13 protein-coding genes and 1 pseudogene are annotated in these 17,115 nt (G+C 72.3%); 5 read left to right on the plus strand and 9 right to left on the minus strand.

Annotated features, from left to right (window positions below; all coding sequences use genetic code 11):
- Positions 1-19 precede the first annotated feature (19 nt).
- A pseudogene (locus WBG99_RS03865) lies at positions 20-800 on the plus strand (creatininase family protein); the annotation flags it as partial.
- Here WBG99_RS03865 and WBG99_RS03870 read toward each other — a convergent pair.
- The 5 genes from WBG99_RS03870 to WBG99_RS03890 form a co-directional block, all read right to left on the minus strand.
- Positions 683-1,840, minus strand: a complete 1,158-nt coding sequence (locus tag WBG99_RS03870; RefSeq protein ID WP_338900199.1) for a lysylphosphatidylglycerol synthase transmembrane domain-containing protein — start codon at positions 1,838-1,840, stop codon at positions 683-685. The pseudogene WBG99_RS03865 and the gene WBG99_RS03870 overlap by 118 nt on opposite strands.
- 491 nt (positions 1,841-2,331) lie before the next feature.
- Positions 2,332-3,198: a class I SAM-dependent methyltransferase gene (locus WBG99_RS03875; RefSeq protein ID WP_338900200.1), complete on the minus strand. Its 867-nt coding sequence runs from the start codon at positions 3,196-3,198 to the stop codon at positions 2,332-2,334.
- A gap of 113 nt (positions 3,199-3,311) precedes the next feature.
- The gene (locus WBG99_RS03880; protein ID WP_338894981.1) at positions 3,312-4,535 is read right to left on the minus strand and encodes a glycosyltransferase family 4 protein; all 1,224 of its coding nucleotides are present in this window, start codon (positions 4,533-4,535) and stop codon (positions 3,312-3,314) included.
- Positions 4,532-4,930 (minus strand): 6-carboxytetrahydropterin synthase, encoded by a 399-nt coding sequence (locus WBG99_RS03885; RefSeq protein ID WP_338894982.1) that lies wholly within the window; start codon positions 4,928-4,930, stop codon positions 4,532-4,534. The genes WBG99_RS03880 and WBG99_RS03885 overlap by 4 nt, the downstream gene beginning before the upstream one ends.
- Before the next feature lie 178 nt (positions 4,931-5,108).
- Positions 5,109-6,089, minus strand: coding sequence for a zinc-binding alcohol dehydrogenase (locus tag WBG99_RS03890; protein WP_338894983.1), 981 nt, complete (start codon positions 6,087-6,089; stop codon positions 5,109-5,111).
- A 108-nt stretch (positions 6,090-6,197) separates the two neighbouring features.
- Here WBG99_RS03890 and WBG99_RS03895 point away from each other — a divergent pair, with 108 nt between their 5' ends.
- Positions 6,198-7,010, plus strand: a complete 813-nt coding sequence (locus WBG99_RS03895) for a CDP-alcohol phosphatidyltransferase family protein (protein ID WP_338894984.1) — start codon at positions 6,198-6,200, stop codon at positions 7,008-7,010.
- A gap of 87 nt (positions 7,011-7,097) precedes the next feature.
- On the opposite strand, the gene WBG99_RS03900 is transcribed toward WBG99_RS03895, so the two are convergent.
- Positions 7,098-8,132 carry a LacI family DNA-binding transcriptional regulator gene (locus tag WBG99_RS03900; RefSeq protein WP_338894985.1) on the minus strand — a complete coding sequence of 345 codons (1,035 nt, stop codon included), beginning with the start codon at positions 8,130-8,132 and terminating at the stop codon, positions 7,098-7,100.
- 199 nt (positions 8,133-8,331) lie between these two features.
- On the opposite strand from WBG99_RS03900, the gene WBG99_RS03905 reads away from it, so the two are divergent.
- Complete coding sequence (locus WBG99_RS03905) at positions 8,332-8,544, plus strand: hypothetical protein (RefSeq protein WP_338894986.1); 213 nt, start codon at positions 8,332-8,334, stop codon at positions 8,542-8,544.
- A gap of 235 nt (positions 8,545-8,779) precedes the next feature.
- A complete protein-coding gene (locus WBG99_RS03910; protein ID WP_338894987.1) occupies positions 8,780-9,790 on the plus strand; it encodes a Gfo/Idh/MocA family oxidoreductase in 1,011 nt (336 codons plus the stop codon).
- A gap of 74 nt (positions 9,791-9,864) precedes the next feature.
- Here the strand turns inward: WBG99_RS03910 and WBG99_RS03915 are convergent, their stop codons facing one another.
- From WBG99_RS03915 to WBG99_RS03925, 3 genes are all read right to left on the minus strand, one after another.
- Complete coding sequence (locus WBG99_RS03915; RefSeq protein WP_338894988.1) at positions 9,865-10,779, minus strand: NlpC/P60 family protein; 915 nt, start codon at positions 10,777-10,779, stop codon at positions 9,865-9,867.
- A 189-nt stretch (positions 10,780-10,968) separates the two neighbouring features.
- Positions 10,969-14,874, minus strand: a complete 3,906-nt coding sequence (locus WBG99_RS03920) for a WD40 repeat domain-containing protein (RefSeq protein ID WP_338900201.1) — start codon at positions 14,872-14,874, stop codon at positions 10,969-10,971.
- 158 nt (positions 14,875-15,032) lie between these two features.
- Positions 15,033-15,404, minus strand: coding sequence for a hypothetical protein (locus WBG99_RS03925; RefSeq protein WP_338894989.1), 372 nt, complete (start codon positions 15,402-15,404; stop codon positions 15,033-15,035).
- Between the two features lie 325 nt (positions 15,405-15,729).
- Between WBG99_RS03925 and WBG99_RS03930 the strand changes: the two genes are divergently transcribed.
- Entirely contained in the window at positions 15,730-17,100 is a 1,371-nt protein-coding gene (locus WBG99_RS03930; protein WP_338894990.1) for a glycoside hydrolase family 43 protein, read from the plus strand.
- The last annotated feature ends 15 nt before the right edge of the window (positions 17,101-17,115 follow it).

A 17,115-nucleotide genomic window follows, 5' to 3' on the forward strand; every position in this document is an offset into this window, starting at 1 on the left:
AGATGAGAGGCCGTGAAAGATGAGCAGTTCGGGATCCACGTCCGATGCGCGGTCCGGGGGACGAGGGCCGCAGCCGACGGTAGCCGGTCTGCTGCCCGCCGACAGCACCGCGGACGTCCGCGCGCGGGGAGGGCGGCGGGCGGCAGGTCGCCGTGCTTCCCGTGGGCAGCTACGAGCAGCACGGGCCGTATCTGCCGCTGGCCACCGACACGCTCGTGGCCTGCGCGATAGCCCGGGAGATAGCCGCCGCGTACCCGGTGCACCTGTTGCCGCCCGTGACCATCGCCTGCTCGCACGAGCACGCGGCCTGGCCGGGCACCGTCAGCATTTCCGCGACGACCCTCCACGCGATGGTCCGTGACATCGCCGCTTCCCTGCGCCGGTCGGGCGTCGAGGCGCTGGTGGTGGTCAACGGACACGGCGGGAACTACGTTCTGGGCAATGCCGTCCAGGAATCCACCGCGGAGGGACATCGAATGGCGCTTTTCCCGGCCATGGAGGACTGGGACGCCTCGCGCGAACGGGCCGGCGTACAGACCTCGTTGCTCAGTGATATGCATGCCGGAGAAATAGAGACCTCCATACTTCTGCATTGCCACCCCGAATTGGTCCGGCCCGGTCACGAGACCACCGACTTCCTTGCCGACGACCGCCGTCATCTCCTCTCCCTCGGTATGTCGGCCTACACCGATTCCGGTGTCATCGGCCGTCCGTCCCTGGCATCCGCCGCGAAGGGGAAGGAGTTGCTGGCGGGGTTCGTCCATTCCTTCGGGGCGTACTTCTCGCTGGTCACGTCGGACACCTGACGACGCGCGCGCAGGGAGCCGTACCAGCGGCCGACGAGGACGAGGACCCCCGGCAGGCTGGCCACGAAGCTCAGCACCCCGTAGACGACGGCCACGGTCAGCCCCTGGGAGGCGCCCAGTCCTGCGACGCCGAAGGACCACGCGGTGACGCCTTCCCGGGGGCCCCAGCCGCCGACGTTCAGCGGCAGACTCATGGCTATCAGGGCCAGCAGCGCGAGGGGCAGCACCTGCAGCGGGGTCGCGGCGGACCCGGCGACGCGTGCGGCGAGCAGGAACATCGCCACGTATCCGGCGAGCACCGCCAGGGACGAGATCAGCACGGCCGGCCCGCTGTCGCGGTTCAGCAGCGCGCCGCGCGCCTCGGTGAGGGCGGCCCGGATCCGGCGGCCCCGGCCGCCGTCCGCGTTCGGCCTGCGGCCCCTCCGGAACGCCGCCCGGATCGCCAGCACGCCCGGCACGGCGAGCACCGTCACACCCGCCGCGTAGCGGGTCTGCTCCAGCACCGGGGAGGGCAGTACCAGCAGGACCGTTACGCCCACGACGGCCAGCACCAACTGGCCCGCGGTCCGCTCGATCACCACCGCCCGCACACCGCGCCCCATGTCCCCGGAGCTCTGTCCGTGCCGCACCGCCCGGTGCACATCGCCGAGGACACCGCCGGGCAGGGCCGCGTTGAGGAACAGCGCGCGGTAGTAGTCCGCGACGGCCGGCCCGAGTGGCAGCCCGATTCCCAGCGCGCGCGTCACCGCGCACCAGCGCCACGCGCTGAACACCGTGGTCAGCACGCCGATCCCGACTGCCGCCACCAGCGTCCCGCCGTCGATCCGCCGCAGCCCGTCGACGAACACGCCGGTGCCCGTCCGCCAGAGGACGACGGCCAGGATGACCGTTCCGGCAAGCGTGCCGAAGTGGGTGCGCAGGGCGCGGGTGAACCTGGCGGCGAGGCGGGACCCGCCGGGGGCCGCCGCCGACGTGCCGCTCGCCGCCGCACCGGCCACGCCTCCGCTCACCCGGGGCGCCGCCGCGTGCGACACCGCGCCGGCCTCGGCACGGTGTCCGACAGCCGGCTCCGCTGGGGTGTCCGTCCGGACGTCCGGACGGACGCCCGTCGCGGCCGTAGAGGAGTCGAGCGGGTCCGGGGATCCACCGGAAGCCGCGCCGTAGGTGGGCCTTGCCGGGGCCGTACGGCCGTCGGACACGCCCAGGCATCCGCCGGAAGCGCCGGAAGCCGCGTCCAGGGCCGCCCCCGTGGAGGCCGTACGGTGGCCCGGCGCGTCCGGAGGGCCGGCGGGAGCCTGGTCCGACGTTGTCCCGCGCGGTCTCGTGCTCGGTACGGCCACGGCGGCCGGGGGCGTCGCCGACGCGGCGGGGGACAGCGGGCCCGTGGTCGGGGCGGTCGCGCGCATCCGTGCCCGGGGGGCGGACGTGCTCGACTTCACGCGGGCGCGGACTCCCCGTGAACGTACCCGTACGCGGTGCCCCGTCGGTGATGGATGTGCCTCGACCGCCTCCTCCACCGGCGCCGTCACGAGGCTCCGCCCGTCGGCCGGGGCAGGGCCAGCAGGTCGCTGTGGTGGACGACGGCGTGGAGTTCGCCGGCCGCGTTGGCGCGGAGGCGGTCGCGGAGGTAGACGTCGGCGCGCTCGGTGAGTTCGGGGCGCTGTGCGCAGGCGGCGCCGACCCAGCCGCGCAGCCACTCCTCGATGAGAGCCGTGTGCCGTCTGTCGAGCTGCCAGGGACTCGGGTGGACGCGGACCGTGGCACCCTGCTGGGCGAAGGCCTCGCAGGCCACGGTGATCGCGTCGGGGCCGAGCAGATCGCCGGCGCGCTGGTGGGCGTCGAACGCCTCGGCGATCTCCGCGTCCATGGGGTGGGCCGGGGCGAGGTCCACTCGGCCCACGACCGAGAGGGTCAGCAGGGCGGGGGCGCCGGCGCCCGCACAGGCCACCGCGAGCGCCTCGATCTCCTCGCGGGTGAGGACGTCGAGCAGCGCTGACGCGGTGACCAGCGAGGCACCCGACAGGTCGTCCGCCGTCAGCCGCCCGATGTCGCCGCGCCGCGTGGTGACCGTGACGGGGCTGCCGTCGGCGGCGGCGCGGGGCGCCCGCGCGGTGGCCAGCCGCAGGAGACCGGGGTCCTGGTCGTGCAGCACCCACTGCTGGGCGCCGTCCAGCCGGGGCGCGAGCCAGCGGCCCATCGAACCGGTGCCGCAGCCGAGGTCGTGGACGGTCAGCCCGGTGGCCCGCCCCGGCAGGTTCGCGAGGCGGATCCGCAGCGGGTCGAGCAGGTCCACCGCGCGGGCGTCGGCGTCGGCGCTCTCGCGCAACTCCAGCCACTGCGGGGCGTACTGGTGCCCCTCCGGCGCCGGCGTGTCGCCCCCGCGCCCCGCCATGCTCAGCGCCGTGCCGGACGCGGAGGCCGCCGCACCGGAGGCGGAGGCCCCGGCCGAGGCCGCCGCGCCCGAAGCGGTCGCGTCGGCAGCCGTGGCCCTTTCGGCAGAAGTGGTCATGCCACCCTCCGAGGTTCTTGCCGCAGTCGGCCCAGTACATGGGCGAGGCTGCGGGCCGTGGTCGCCCAGCCGTCCAGCGCGGCCCGGCGCCCGCGCGCCGCGGCCTTCAGCCGGCGCCGCACGTCGGCCTCCCCGAACCAGCCGCGCAGCTCCGCCGCGATGGCCGCGGGGTTCTCCGGCGGGACGAGGATGCCGGGCACCCCGCCGTCGGGGGCGCGGCCGACGGCCTCGGGGACTCCGCCGACGTCGGTGGCCAGCACGGGGATGCCGCGGGCGAGGGCTTCGGTGACCGCCATGCCGTACGTCTCGGCGTACGAGGTGAGAACCATGAGGTCGGCGGCGGCGTAACTCGCGTCGAGTTCCGCGCCCGCCTGCGGTCCCGCCAGGTGGAACCGGTCCTCCAGACCGAACTTCGCGATCAGCGCCCGGATGTGCTCGACGTACTCGGGCTCCTGGTCGAGGCCGCCCACCAGCACACAGCTCCAGGGCAGTTCGGTGACGGTCGCCAGAGCCTCGACCAGCCGGTGCTGCCCCTTGCGCGGGGTGACCGCGGCCACGCACAGCAGCCGGGAGACGCCGTCGGTGCCGGAGGCGAGGGGCGCGATGTCGGCGCCGGGGGCGGCGACGTGGACCCGCTCGGGGGCGAGCCCGTGATGTGACACGAGTCGCCGGACCGCCCACTCACTGGTCGCGATCACGGCGGACACGCCCCGCAGGGTCGTGCGTTCGTCGGCGTCGAGTTCGGCCGCGAGGTCGGGCTCCAGGCCCGTCTCGTCGGCGAGCGGCAGGTGCACCAGCACGGCCAGGCAGAGCCGTTGGGCCTCGGGGAGGATGACCTCCGGGACACCGCAGGCGACCAGACCGTCGAGCAGGACGACCGTGCCGTCGGGGAACTCACGCAGCGTTCGGGCGAGTTCGGCGCGTGCCGCCTGACTCGGGCGCGGCCAGCTGCCGTCGATCGCGTGCTTGTGCACCTGCCAGCCGAAGCCAGGCAGATCGAGGCAGATCCGGCGGTCGTAGGCGTTGCCGCCGCTGGGCCGGGCCAGGTCGTCGACGCCGCCCGGCATCACGAAGTGCGCGGAGCGGAGCGACATGGGGACGATCGCGGTGTGCTTCAGTGCCGCGTTCTGCACGGGCACATAGCCGAGCCTGACTTGCTCTTCCCCGTCCGCCGGGGCGGCGGTGCCGATGACCGTCCGGTCGATGGTCACGTCGGTCACAGGGCACGCTCGTAACTCGCCCAGGCGATGTGCGACTCGTGCAGGGTGACCGTGATGCCGGCGATCCCCTTGGCGTTCTCCCCGAGGGCGCCCTTGTGGATCCTCTCGGCCAGACGGTCGGCGACCACCTTGGCCAGGAACTCCGTCGAGGTGTTGGTGTGGGCGAAGTCCGGCTCGTTGTCGAGGTTGCGGTAGTTCAACTCGCTCACCACCGCTCCGAGCTCCTGCGTGGCCAGCCCGATGTCTACGACGATGTTGTCGTCGTCCAGCTCGGCGCGCCGGAAGGTGGCGTCCACGAGGAACGTGGCGCCGTGCAGGCGCTGCGCGGGTCCGAAGACCTCCCCGCGGAAGCTGTGGGCGATCATGATGTGATCGCGGACGGTGATGCTGAACAACGGACGACCCTCCAGTGCGGTACGTCTGCCCCGGGTCGGGGCATGCCGTGTAGTACGGCTGCTCCCTACCCGTTGTTCAGCCGAGTTTGCCGGTTTCTTCGGAGGTCAGCGTTCCGTTCGGACAGTTCATCCGGGCGGTTCAGAAACGGGTGGGGCGACTGCGCGGACTCTCCGTGAGTCACGCGGCGTCGTAGCGCACCCTGTGGCACATCCCCGGCAGCTCTCCGCTCGCGAGCTTCGGCAGGATGTCCGGGAGGTCCTCGAAGGCGCACTCTCCGGTGACGAGCGCGTCGAAGCGGGCGTCGGCGAGGAGTTCGAGGGCGAGCGCCAGCCGGTCGGCGTAGGTGCGGCCGGGGCGCCCGGCCGGGGAGACGGTGCCGACCTGGCTGCTGCGGACGGTGAGCCGGCGTGAGTGGAAGGCCTCGCCGAGCGGCAGGGCGACGCGGCGGTCGCCGTACCAGCTCAGCTCGATCACCGTGCCCTCGGCGGCGAGGAGTTCGAGTGACCGGACGAGGCCCTGCTCGTTGGCGCTGGCGTGCACGACGAGGTCGCACTCCCCCCGCGCGTCGCCGGGCAGCGCGAAGTCGGCGCCGAGCGCGCGGGCGATGTCGGCGCGCGCAGGGTCGGCGTCGACGAGTTGGACCCGCACCCCCGGGTAGCGGGCCAGCAGGGCGGCGACCGAACAGCCGACCATGCCGCCGCCCACGACGGCGATCCGGTCGCCGATGAGGGGAGCCGCGTCCCACAGGGCGTTGACGGCGGTCTCCACCGTCCCGGCGAGTACGGCACGCTCGGCGGGCACGGAGTCCGGTACGACGGTGACGGCGCTCACCGGAACGACGTAGCGGCTCTGGTGCGGATACAGGCAGAAGACGGTTCGCCCGACGAGTGCGTCCGGCCCCTCCTCCACCCGACCGACGCTGAGATAGCCATACTTCACGGGAGCGGGGAACTCGCCCTCCTGGAAGGGAGCGCGCATCGTCGCGTACTGGTTCTCGGGCACGTGACCTCGGAACACGAGGGTCTCGGTTCCCCGGCTGACCCCTGAGTACAGGGCCCGTACGAGCACCTCGTCCTCGGCGGGCGCGGTGAGGGTCTCCGCACGGATCTCCCCCTGTCCGGGAGAGCGAAGCCAGAAGGCGTCGGCTGTCGGTTTCATGTGCGTCTCCGTGAACGGTCGAGCGGTGCGCCACGTACGCAGCGGTGGGAGTCGCGGACACGGTACGCGGCGGTGATCCACTTGTCACACACGTTCGGAAGGTATGCGGTGGCCCTGATCAACACGTACGACGGCCGGCTGTTGCTCTCGGAGACGACGGTGGGCGCGGGCGCCCAGGTGCTGCTCCTCGCCTTCCTGGGCACGGCGATCGGACTGGGCCCGGCGGGCTGGCTGACCGGGCTGGCCTTCGGGCTCGCCACCTGGGCCGTCCTCAACCGCGCCCTCCTGCGCACCCGGACGCGCACCTTCGGCCCCGCCAACCGCGTCACCCTGGGCCGCGCGATACTAGTCGGCGCCGTCACCGCCCTGGTCGCCGACTCCTTCCAGAGCTCGCCGCCCGTCTCGCTCTTCGTCGGCCTGACCGCCGTGGCCCTGATCCTCGACGGTGTCGACGGCAAGGTGGCCCGGCGCACGAACACCTCGACGGCGCTGGGCGCCCGCTTCGACATGGAGGTCGACGCGTTCCTGATCCTCGTGCTGAGCGTGTACGTCTCGATGTCGCTCGGCCCGTGGGTGCTGCTGATCGGTCTCATGCGGTACGTCTTCGTCGCCGCCGCCAAGGTCATGCCGTGGCTGAACGGCTCCCTCCCGCACAGCATGGGCCGCAAGACGGTCGCCGCGGTCCAGGGCGTCTTCCTGCTGGCCGCCGCCTCCGGCCTGCTGCCGTACGCGGCGGGATTCAGCCTGGTCGCCCTTGCGCTGGGCTCGCTGCTCTGGTCGTTCGGGCGGGACATCACCTGGCTGTTCCGCCACCGGGAGGGCCGGGAGAAGCCGACGGCCACGGCGGCCGTGGCAGAGACGGTGACCGTGACCGTGGAGGCCCCCGCCGATCGCCGGGCGGCCGAGCTCGTCACGAGCTGACCGGCGGGCTCACCGCGAGACGCTCTCGTGCCGGGCCCGGGTCAGGTGCCCCCGCACGAAGGGAGCGGGGTAGGGGAATCGCTTCGGCTACCCGGCGACGGCCCCCGGCGGCATGTTGTACGGCGTCACCACCTGGATCGCCGACGGGATGAACGGGCTCTCCTCGGGGAGGGCGTGGTGGGCGCGCATGATGGTCTGGCAGGCGCGGCGCACGTCCTGGCGGAGGTCGTGGTGGAGCACGGCGGAGAGCCGGTGTTCGCGCAGGAGTCTGGTGTTGTCGTGGTCGAGGTCGTGGGCGACGAAGACATGCGGCTGTCGGCCGAGCGCGGCGAATGCGTCGAGCGTCGCGGTGTTGCCGCCGCCGATCGAGTAGACGGCGCCGATGCCCGGCTCCCTCCTCAGCGCGTCGAGGACGAGGTCCCGCTGGGTGGCGTCGAGTCCGTCGCTGTCGGTGACCTCGACGAGTGCCCGCCTCGGCTCGACGGCCCGCATCACGCTCCGGAACCCCATCTCGCGCTCCTCCTCGTTGCGGTAGAAGCTGCGGCTGATCGTCACCAGTACGGCACCGGGCCGGTCGCCGAGCCACTGCCGGAGCAGATACGCGGCGGTCGCCCCGGCGGCCCGGTTGTCTATGCCGACGTACGCTCCGCGCGGGCTGCCGGGCAGGTCCGTCACGAAGGTGACCACGGGGACCCCGGCCGCGACCAGCCGTTCGACGGCGGCGGTGACCTCCGGGACGTCCGGCGCCTTGAGGATCACGCCCTGCGAGCCGCGCCGACCGATCCGGTCGAGCACCCTCACCATCTCCGAGGCGGACCCGGTCTCCCGGAAGTGGAAGCGGGACCGCACCACGGCCGGGTGAAGCGACGGCAGCTCGGCCTCCAACGCCTCCCGGACCGCCGTGGAGAACCGGTCCGGGGTCTGCATCACGATGTCGACCATGAACGTACGGCCTCCGATGCGCACCTGCGTCCGCTGCCGGTCCAGGTCCTTGACGGCCTGGTGGACCTCGCGGGCGGTGCTCTCGCGCACCCCGCCCCGGTCGTTGAGGACCCGGTCGACGGTGGCCTGGCTCAGCCCGGCCTGACGGGCTATCTCACGGATCGTGTAGGGGTGTGCCATGGCGGTGCGTCCTGGTATCTCGGCGGTGGTCCGGCGGTGGACCGGATGATGGGTTTTTGATGGTCTTCTGCGGGTTGTACGAGGGGCCCCGCGCCCCAAGACTGACAGAGGCGAAGGCGCTGGGAAAGGCTGTACGGCCAGGACCGTGCCAGGCCCCGGGCATGGCCCGCCGGAGCCGATCGAAAGGACACTCCCGCACATGGCACTACTGGAGGACAAGGTCGTCCTCGTCGACGGCGGCGGCCAGGGCGTCGGCGCGGGCATCGTCCGGGCGGCCCTGCGCGAGGGCGCGACCGGCGCGTTCACGGGCCGCCGCGCCGAGATCGGCCGGCAGCCGGCGGCGGACACCGGTGCCACGTTCGTACGGGTGGACCCGACCCGGCGCAGGTGCGCGGCGCCGTGGGACAGGTGATCGCGGCCCGCGGCCGGGGCGACAGCCTCGTCCCCGCGGCCGGCCCGACCTCCCGCGGCTCGCTCCCCGACACCGGTGACCGGCTCGGTGAACGACTGGGACCAACGTCCTGTGCGCCTCTGACTGACGACCACCCCCCTGACCTGCTCCTCTCCCCCTGTCGACTCCTCCTCATCTCTGTCCGCACCTCTCCGCCGCACATCCGCACTCCGCACATCTGAAAGGGACACCGGTCATGCGCATTGGCATCCTGGGGCTCGGCCGTATCGGCGCCTTCCACGCCGGAACTCTCGCCGGGCTCGACGTCGTGGAGCAGCTGGTGGTCTCCGACCCGCTGGCCGCGGCCGCCGCCTCCGCCGCCGAGAAGTTCGGCGCCACGGTGGCCGGCTCGCCCGAGGCCGTGTTCGCCTCCGGGATCGACGGCGTCGTGGTGACCGCGGCGACGGACGCGCACCCGGGGCTGATCCTGGCCGCCGTCGCGGCGGGCATCCCGGTGTTCTGCGAGAAGCCGGTGGCCAAGACGATCGAGGAGAGCCTCGACGTGCTGCGGGCCGTCCAGGACAGCGACGTGGAGGTCCAGATCGGCTTCAACCGCCGCTTCGACGCGGGATGTGTGACCGCCCGCGAGGCCTTCCTTAACGGCGAACTCGGCCGGCTGCACACCGTACGCTCGACGACCCTGGACCCGGCACCGCCGCCGGCCGGGTACGTGGCCTCCTCGGGCGGCATCTTCCGGGACTGCGCGGTGCACGACTTCGACGTCGTCCGCTGGGTGACAGGCCGGGAGGTCGTGGAGGTCTACGCGACCGGCGGCAACCGCGGCGCCGACTACATCAAGGAGGCCGGCGACGTCGACACCGCCTCCGCCCTCCTCACCTTCGACGACGGCACCATCGGCGTCATTTCCAACTCCCGCCACAACGCCCGCGGTTACGATGTCCGCCTGGAGCTGCACGGCATGAAGGACAGCATCGCAGCCGGCCTCGACACCCAGCTCCCCCTCCGCTCCGCCGAGCCGGGCGTCACCTTCCCCTCCGGTCCCCCGCACAACTTCTTCATGGACCGCTTCGCCCCCGCCTACCGCGCCGAACTCATCGCCTTCACCGAGGTCGTCACCGGCACCCGCACCTCCCCCTGCACGGTCGCCGACGCCATCGAGGCCGGCTGGATCGCCGAGGCCGCGACCCTGTCGGTGGCGGAACACCGGCCGGTGCGGCTGGACGAGGTGCGCGAGGAAACCGCCTGACCGTCCGCACCGCCCGAGCCGAACACACTCCGCGCGGGCGACCGCCCCCTCGGCGGTCACCGGCGCGAGTGGTGTCATGGCGTGGGCACTGTCGCGGTGCGGGACTCGTCACGGTGCGGGCTCTCGTTGCAGTCGGGCACGCCCTCCAGCCAGACCGCTCCCTTGATGTAGATGTTGGTGACCCAGGCCCTGTAGTCCGGCAGGTAGGACCAGACGTCGTTCTCGTAGCCCTCCGAGGAGACCTTCTCCGCGTGCTTCTGGCACTGGACGCGGATGATGGTGGAGTGGGGGAAGGCGTAGACACGGGCGGCCGCGAGGCGGGGCTCGGCCTTGGTCCAGACGCCGGTGCCCCAGGTCTGGTGGATGTGGCCGGTGACCTGGCCGGTGTTGACGCGGACCGCGCCGAAGTAGCTGCCGCTCAGACGGACGTCGCTCACCATCAGCCTGGTGCCGGACTGCTTGGCCTCGACCATCTTGCCCGCGCCGAGGTAGATGGCGATGTGGTGCAGGTTCTGCGAGGTGCCGTAGGCCAGGAGGTCGCCCGGGAGGAGCGGGGCGAGGCCCTGGGCGGCGGCGAAGCGGGCGGCGGCGCGGTGCGTGTAGTACTGCTGGCCGGCGACGCCGTCGAGGATGTCGGAGCCGGCGGCCTGGGCGTAGGCGTACCGGACCAGGCCGGAGCAGTCGAAACCGTGCCGCTCGGGGTCGTGTTCACTGGCCGGGTCGGTGGGGTCCACCTGCCCGTACGTGGGGCCGGGCCGGGCGCCGTGGCCTCCGCCCCAGGTGTACCAGGTGCCGGCCGCGACCTCGGCGCAGGCAGCGGCGATCGCCCGCTCGGCTGCCGCCGAGGCGCCCGGCGCGAGGACGCGGCACTCGTCGGCGGCGGCAGCGGCCGGTGCCGCCTGCGCGGTGGCGGCCATGGAGACCGGCGCCGAGAAGAGGACGGCCAGGAGCGTGATCAGTGTGCGGATGAGACCGGTCCGGCTCACCATGCCGGGACCCCCGTTTCCTGTGGACGTGGTTGAAGCAGTCGGGACGTGCGTGGTGTGGTCGTCAGCAGCCTGCCGGCGGTGCGGCCCGCCCGTCGAGGTCCGTGTGTCGCCCCACCCGATCGGGCAACGGGGAAACACCTGGGAAACCCCTTCCGAGCAGGGCGGTCTGCCCTCGGCGGATCATCGCCCTCAGGTGCGAGCGCAGGCCGGTTCCGCAGACACCGGGACCCCCGGCAGGAGACTGTCTCGTTCGTCGGGGCTTATTCCGGCGCTCAGTCGGCAGATCTCCGCCAGCCTCACGCCGGGGTCGAGGTCCCACAGCCGGACCGTGCCGTCGGTGCTGCTGCTGGCCACCGTCCGTCCGTCGGGCGCGAAGTCCACGCCCCACACGGCGTTGGTGTGGCCGGTCAGCGTCGCCCACGGCCGCCGCGCGTCGACGTCCCACAGCCGGACCGTACGGTCGTTGCCGCTGCTGGCGAGCATCCGGCCGTCAGGCGAGAAGGCGAGCCCGCGGGCGGAGCCGGTGTGCCCGGTCAGGGCGGCCTCGAAACGGCGCGTGCGGACGTCCCACAGGCGTACGGTGCCGTCGTTGCCGCTGCTGGCGAGGGTGCGGCCGTCGGGGCTGAAGGCGACGCCCCGTACCGCGCCCGTGTGGCCGGTGAGTTCGGCCAGGGGGCGGTGCGAGGTGATGTCCCAGAGCCGCACGGTCAGGTCGTCGCCGGCGCTCGCCAGGGTGCGGCCGTCGGGGCTGAAGGCGACGTCGTTGGCATAGTCCTCGTGCCCCTCGAAGGTGGCGACGCCCCGCCGCGAGGCCATGTCCCAGAGACGGACCGTGCGGTCGGCGCCGGCCGAGGCCAGGGTCTTGCCGTCCGGCGCGAAGGACACCGAGAAGACCTCACCGGTGTGGCCGGTCAGCGTCGCCAGGTGCTTGCGTCCGGCCACGTCCCACAGCCGGATCGTGCCGTCGGAACCCGCCGAGGCCAGGGTCTTGCCGTCGGGTGAGAAGGCCACCGAGAAGACCGTCTCGGTGTGGCCCGTGAGCCGTTTCAGGAGCCGGTGACCGCGTACGTCCCACAGCCGCACGGTGTGGTCGGTGTCGGCGGTGGCCAGCAGTCTCCCGTCGGGGCTGTACACCGCCTGCCAGACCTCCGTGAACGGACGCGCCGTCAGCACCGGGCCGCCGAGGTCCCAGAGGACGACGGACTGGTCGAAGCCGGCCGTGGCCAGCAGGGCACCGTCGGAGGCCATGGCGACGCCCATGACGTAGTCGGTGTGTCCGGCGAGCACGGCCGTCTGCCGGCCGCTGCGCACGTCCCACAGCCGGGTCGCGCCGTCGCCGACCGCGCCGACCACCGTGGCGCCGTCGGGCGTGTAGGCGACGGCGTTGATGTCGTCGCTGCTCCCGGTGAACGTCGCGGTCGCCCGGCCGGACCGTACGTCCCACAGTCGTACGGTCCGGTCGATGCCGCCGGAGACCACCTGCCGCCCGTCCGGGGAGAACGCGGCGCCCAGCACCTCGTCGGTGTGGCCTTCGAGCACGTCGAGTCGCCGGGCGCGGTCGGTGTCCCACAGGCGTACGGTCCGGTCGGCGCCGGCGGAGACGAGCGTCTTGCCGTCGGGGGCGTACGCCAGCGCGTTGAGCGTGCCTTCGTGACCGGTGAGCGAGGCGGTGCGCCGGGGTGTGCGCCCGGCGTCCCAGAGCTGGACCGTTCCGTCGACGGCCGCGACGGCGAGCGCTGCGCCGCGCGGGTCGAAGGCCACCGCCCGGGCGCCCTTCGTGTTCGCGGAGAGGACGGCCGTCCGGCGGCGGTCGGAGATGTCCCAGAGGGTCACGGGGCCGTTCGTCGAGGTGGCCGCGAGGGTGCGGCCGTCGCGGCTGAAGGCGACCGAGCGGACGCGGCCGGGGACGGTGAAGGTGGCGAGCGTCCGGTGGGCGCCGCCCGTGCCGCGCAGGGTGACGGTGCCGTCGGAGCTGGCCGTCGCCAGCGTCCGGTCGTCCGGCGCGAAGGCCACCGCGTTGACCGGCCCCCGGTGGCCGCCGAGCCGGGCGCTGAAGGGCTGGGACTGGGTACTGAGGAGGGCGCCGCGTGCCTCGGCGGTGGTGTCGGCCCGGTAGGCCGCTTCCGCGAGCAGCATCGACGCCTCCGGCTGGCCCCCGGCGAGGGACGCGGAGCGCACGGCGAGCGCCTGGGAGCGGGCGAGGCGCTCCTGACCGAGGGCGCCCTCCCGCTGCTGGTGGGCGAGGCCGCCCGCGGTCACGGCGAGGCCCAGCAGGACGACGAGCGTGGCGAGCATGAACTGCCGCAGCCGTACCTGCCGTCCGGCCTGTCTGCGGCGGCCGTCCTCCTCGGCCTGGCTCGCCCTCAGGAATGCCTCCTCGCCGGGACCGAGCCGGCTCCAGCCGTCCGACTCGTCGGCCCAGGCCCGTACGGTGTCCAGCCGTGTGCCCCGGTAGAGCGCTGACGGGTCGCGGTCCTCGCGCTCCCATTCGGCGGCCGCGTGGGCGAGTTGCTGGTGGAGGAGGAGTCCGGCCCGGTCGGCGTGGATCCAGTCGCGCAGCCGGGGCCAGGCGTGCAGCAGGGCCTCGTGGGTGATCTGGACCGTGTCGCTGTCCATGGTGATGAGCCGGGCCCGTACGAAGGCGTCGAGTGCGGCGTCCGCGCCCTCCGCGTCGCCGAGCTGTTCCATCAGGGCGGCCCCGCTCATCCGGCGCCGGGTCGCTCCGGCACCGTCCGCGACGAGGACCAGTCGGGACAGGATGCGGCGGATCGTCTTCTGCTCGGCCGGGTACAGCCGGGCGAACACGTTCTCGGCGGTGCGGGCGATGGCTCCCCGGATGCCGCCGGCCCGTTCGTACCCGTCGACGGTCAGCGCGGAGTCCGTGCGTCGCTGCCAGGTGGCGAGCAGCGCGTGGGAGACCAGCGGGAGGGCGCCGGACGGCGTCTCGTCGGCACCGATCACGGTGGCCGGCGGGGCGCTCTCGAGTGCCGTCTGCGGGTCGTCGCGCAGTCCGGCGTCACGCAGGAGGAGGGGGACGAGGCCGGGTTCGAGGGTGACGCCGGCGAGTTCGGCGGGGCGGGTGATCGACTCCCGCAGTTCCGCCACGGACATCGGCGCCAGGACGAACAGCCCGTCGGTCAGGACCGGGGTCAGTTCGGGCAGCCCCAGACAGCTGCCCGTGAAGTCGGCGCGTACGCCGAGCACCACGACTGCCGGGGTGTGCGTGTCCCGCGTCGGCCCGGAGGTCGCCAGGGCGCGGAGCACCCGGACGTAGGCACGCCGTTCCCCGTCGTCGGAGCAGAGAGTGAACAGTTCCTCGAACTGGTCCACGATCAGGACGAGTCGAGGGGGCGGGGGTCTGCGGTCCCCGTGGGCGGCCGGCGGTTCGTCCGACTTCGCGCGGACGGCGTCGATCAGGGCGGCGGGGTTCTGCCGCACCTCGTCCACGGTGACGCCGAGGTCCCCGCCGACCGCTTTGGCGGTGCGCTCCAGCAGTTCGTCCAGCGGGCGCGAGGTGGGAGTGAGCAGCACCACCGGCCAGCGGTCGGCGCCCGGCATCGGGAAGTCCCCGCGCCGCAGCGCGGGGACCAGACCGGCGTTGAGGAGGGACGACTTGCCCGCGCCCGAGGGAGCGACCAGCATCAGCGGTCCGCTGCCGACCTGTTCGAAGATCCGTTCCACCAGTGCGGCCGTCGCGCGTTCCTGACCGAAGAACCATTCCGCGTCCTGCGGGGTGAACGCCGACAGACCGCGGTAGGGACACGCCCCGGCCGGCTGCCGCGACCCGGCGTCGGCCTCGGGTTCGCGGTCGCCGTGGCGGGGCGGGGCATGCTGCACCAGCCGCAGCAACTCGCCCTCGGCGCGCAGGACCTGGTCGCAGAGGCGGGCGACGTCGACGGTGACGCGTTTCGTACCGGTCTCGATCTTGCTGAGGTAGCCCTTGCTGTAGTGGGTCTGCCGGGCCAGGTCGGTGAGCGACAGTCCGCGTTCCCGCCGCAGTCGTCTCAGTTGTTCGGGGAAGGACCGCGTGGTCAGCGCGGTCCCGTCCCGGTCGTTTCGGTGGTCTGGGTCATCTCCGAGCTGCGGGTCCCCCAAGGTGTCCCCCAAGGCAGTACGGGCCGTGAGACGGCGGATGCCCAGGCTACTGTCGGGGCGGTGAGGGCGGCCAAGCCTTTCACCCGTAGTGGCGAAAACCCGAACGTCCGGAACCGCGGGGCGGTTCCGGACGTTCGGGCGGGGTGCTGTCACCGGGGCTACTGCCCCACGACGACCGAGTTGATCGGCGTCATGTTCCTGTCGATGTAGGTGTTGGGGTACAGGTACCCCTCGCAGCCCACGCCGTTGTACCCGGTGCAGGTGCGGAACCACGCGTTGCCGGTCTGGTTGTTGAAGATGCGGTACGTACCGGTCACGTTGTTCAGGTTGTAGGTGCCGTACCGGTAGTAGGTGAGGGTCGGGCGGTCGTTGTTCCAGCCGGCGCCCGGGTACAGGCAGACGTACCCCGTGGCACAGCCGTGGACGGTGGCCTGCGGAGCCGCCTGGGCCTGGCTCGCGCCCACCGCGGTCATCGTGCCGACCGCCAGTGCCAGTGCCGCCGCGGTCCGCATCGCCTTGAGCTTGCGCATCGTTCTCCCTTGGTCGTGGGTCTTGCCGCATGCTGTCGACATCAGATTTGCCCCGCTGCTCACCGGGATCGACGGGTTTCCTGTTGCCCGCCTGTGAGCTGTCCGGGAAACCCTTCATGACCTGGGGAAACACTCGACCGGAGGCAACGCGGGAGGCCTGGGCGGAGGGTAAGCGGAATCCCGTCGCGCACAATCCGTGCGCGATCCATTGACGCCTACATGCCCCCCTCTTATCTTCTGACCGAAGTTCCGCACGATGTACGACATATCGAACAAAACAACATCCTCACGCCTCAGGGCAGTTCACGCAGAAATGAGACGAGCGTTGAACAGAACCCTCAGGGCGGTCCTCGCCCTCCTCACCTCGGTGGCCGCCCTCCTGGGGCTCACCACCGCCCTCGGCGGCACGGCCGGAGCCGCGGCCCCGCCCGCCGGACAGGCGACGCGGTACACCATGACCGCGTTCACCAACAGCAGCGAGTCGAACATGTACGTCTACGACTCGCCGGACGCCACCGGGTTCACCCTCCAGAAGGGCCCGGCGTACACCCCGCCCTCCGGCCTGATCCGCGACCCCAGCATCTTCAAGCACACGGACGGCTACTACTACCTCACCTACACCACCCGCACCTGGTCGGCGCTGTCCACCACCATCGGATTCGCCCGCTCCACCGACCGCCTCAACTGGACCTTCCTGTACGACCACACGGTCCCGATCAACGGTCTGCAGCGCTCCTGGGCGCCGGAGTGGTTCGTCGACAGCGACGGCAGCGTCAACATCATCCTGTCGGCGTCCGTGGCGGCCGACGGCGAGTGGACCTTCAAGCCGTACAAGCTGACGGCCACCAACTCCGCGCTCACCGCCTGGTCCACGCCCACCGTGCTGTCGGGTCTCGGCCCGAACTACATCGACACCTTCATCGTCAAGACCGGCTCCACCTACCACGCGTTCACCAAGAACGAGACGACGAAGTACATCGAGTACGCCACCGCCTCCAGCCTCACCGGCCCGTACACCTTCAAGAAGACCGGCAACTGGACCGGCTTCGGCTCCTACGTCGAGGGCCCGGCGCTCGTACCGCTCGACAACGGTGGCTGGCGGATCTTCTACGACGCCTACTCGGCCAAGAAGTACTGGTACAGCGACAGCTACGACAACTTCGCCACCTGGTCGACCCCGACCGAGCTGCCGGGCCTCTCCGGATTCGCACGGCACCTGACCGTGCTGAAGGAGACCGTCTCCGGCGGCGTCACTCTGCCGACCGACACCACCCGGTCCCTCCGGTCCGTCAACTTCACCGGCCGCTACGCCCTGGCCCGCTCCGACAGCCTCGGCTATCTCGACCCGGTGACCTCCTCCAGCACCACCGCCGTCAAGCAGAGCGCGACCCTCACGATCGTGCCCGGCCTCGCGGACGCCAACTGCTACTCCTTCCGCGACTCCGCCGGCCGCTATCTGCGGCACTGGGACTTCCGGGTCCGCTTCGACACGGACAACGGCACGACCGTGTTCGACAAGGACGCCACGTACTGCGCCCGGCCGGGCACGGCCTCCGGCTCGGTCCGTCTGGAGTCGTACAACTATCCGGGCCGCTACCTCCGGCACTACAACTACGAGCTGCGGGTGGACCAGTACCAGGCCACGGACACGTTCCGCGCCGACAGCTCCTTCACGGTGGTGAGCCCCTGGGCCTGACCGGAATCAGATCCT

The organism is Streptomyces sp. TG1A-60, assembly GCF_037201975.1.
Taxonomy (GTDB): Bacteria; Actinomycetota; Actinomycetes; order Streptomycetales; family Streptomycetaceae; genus Streptomyces.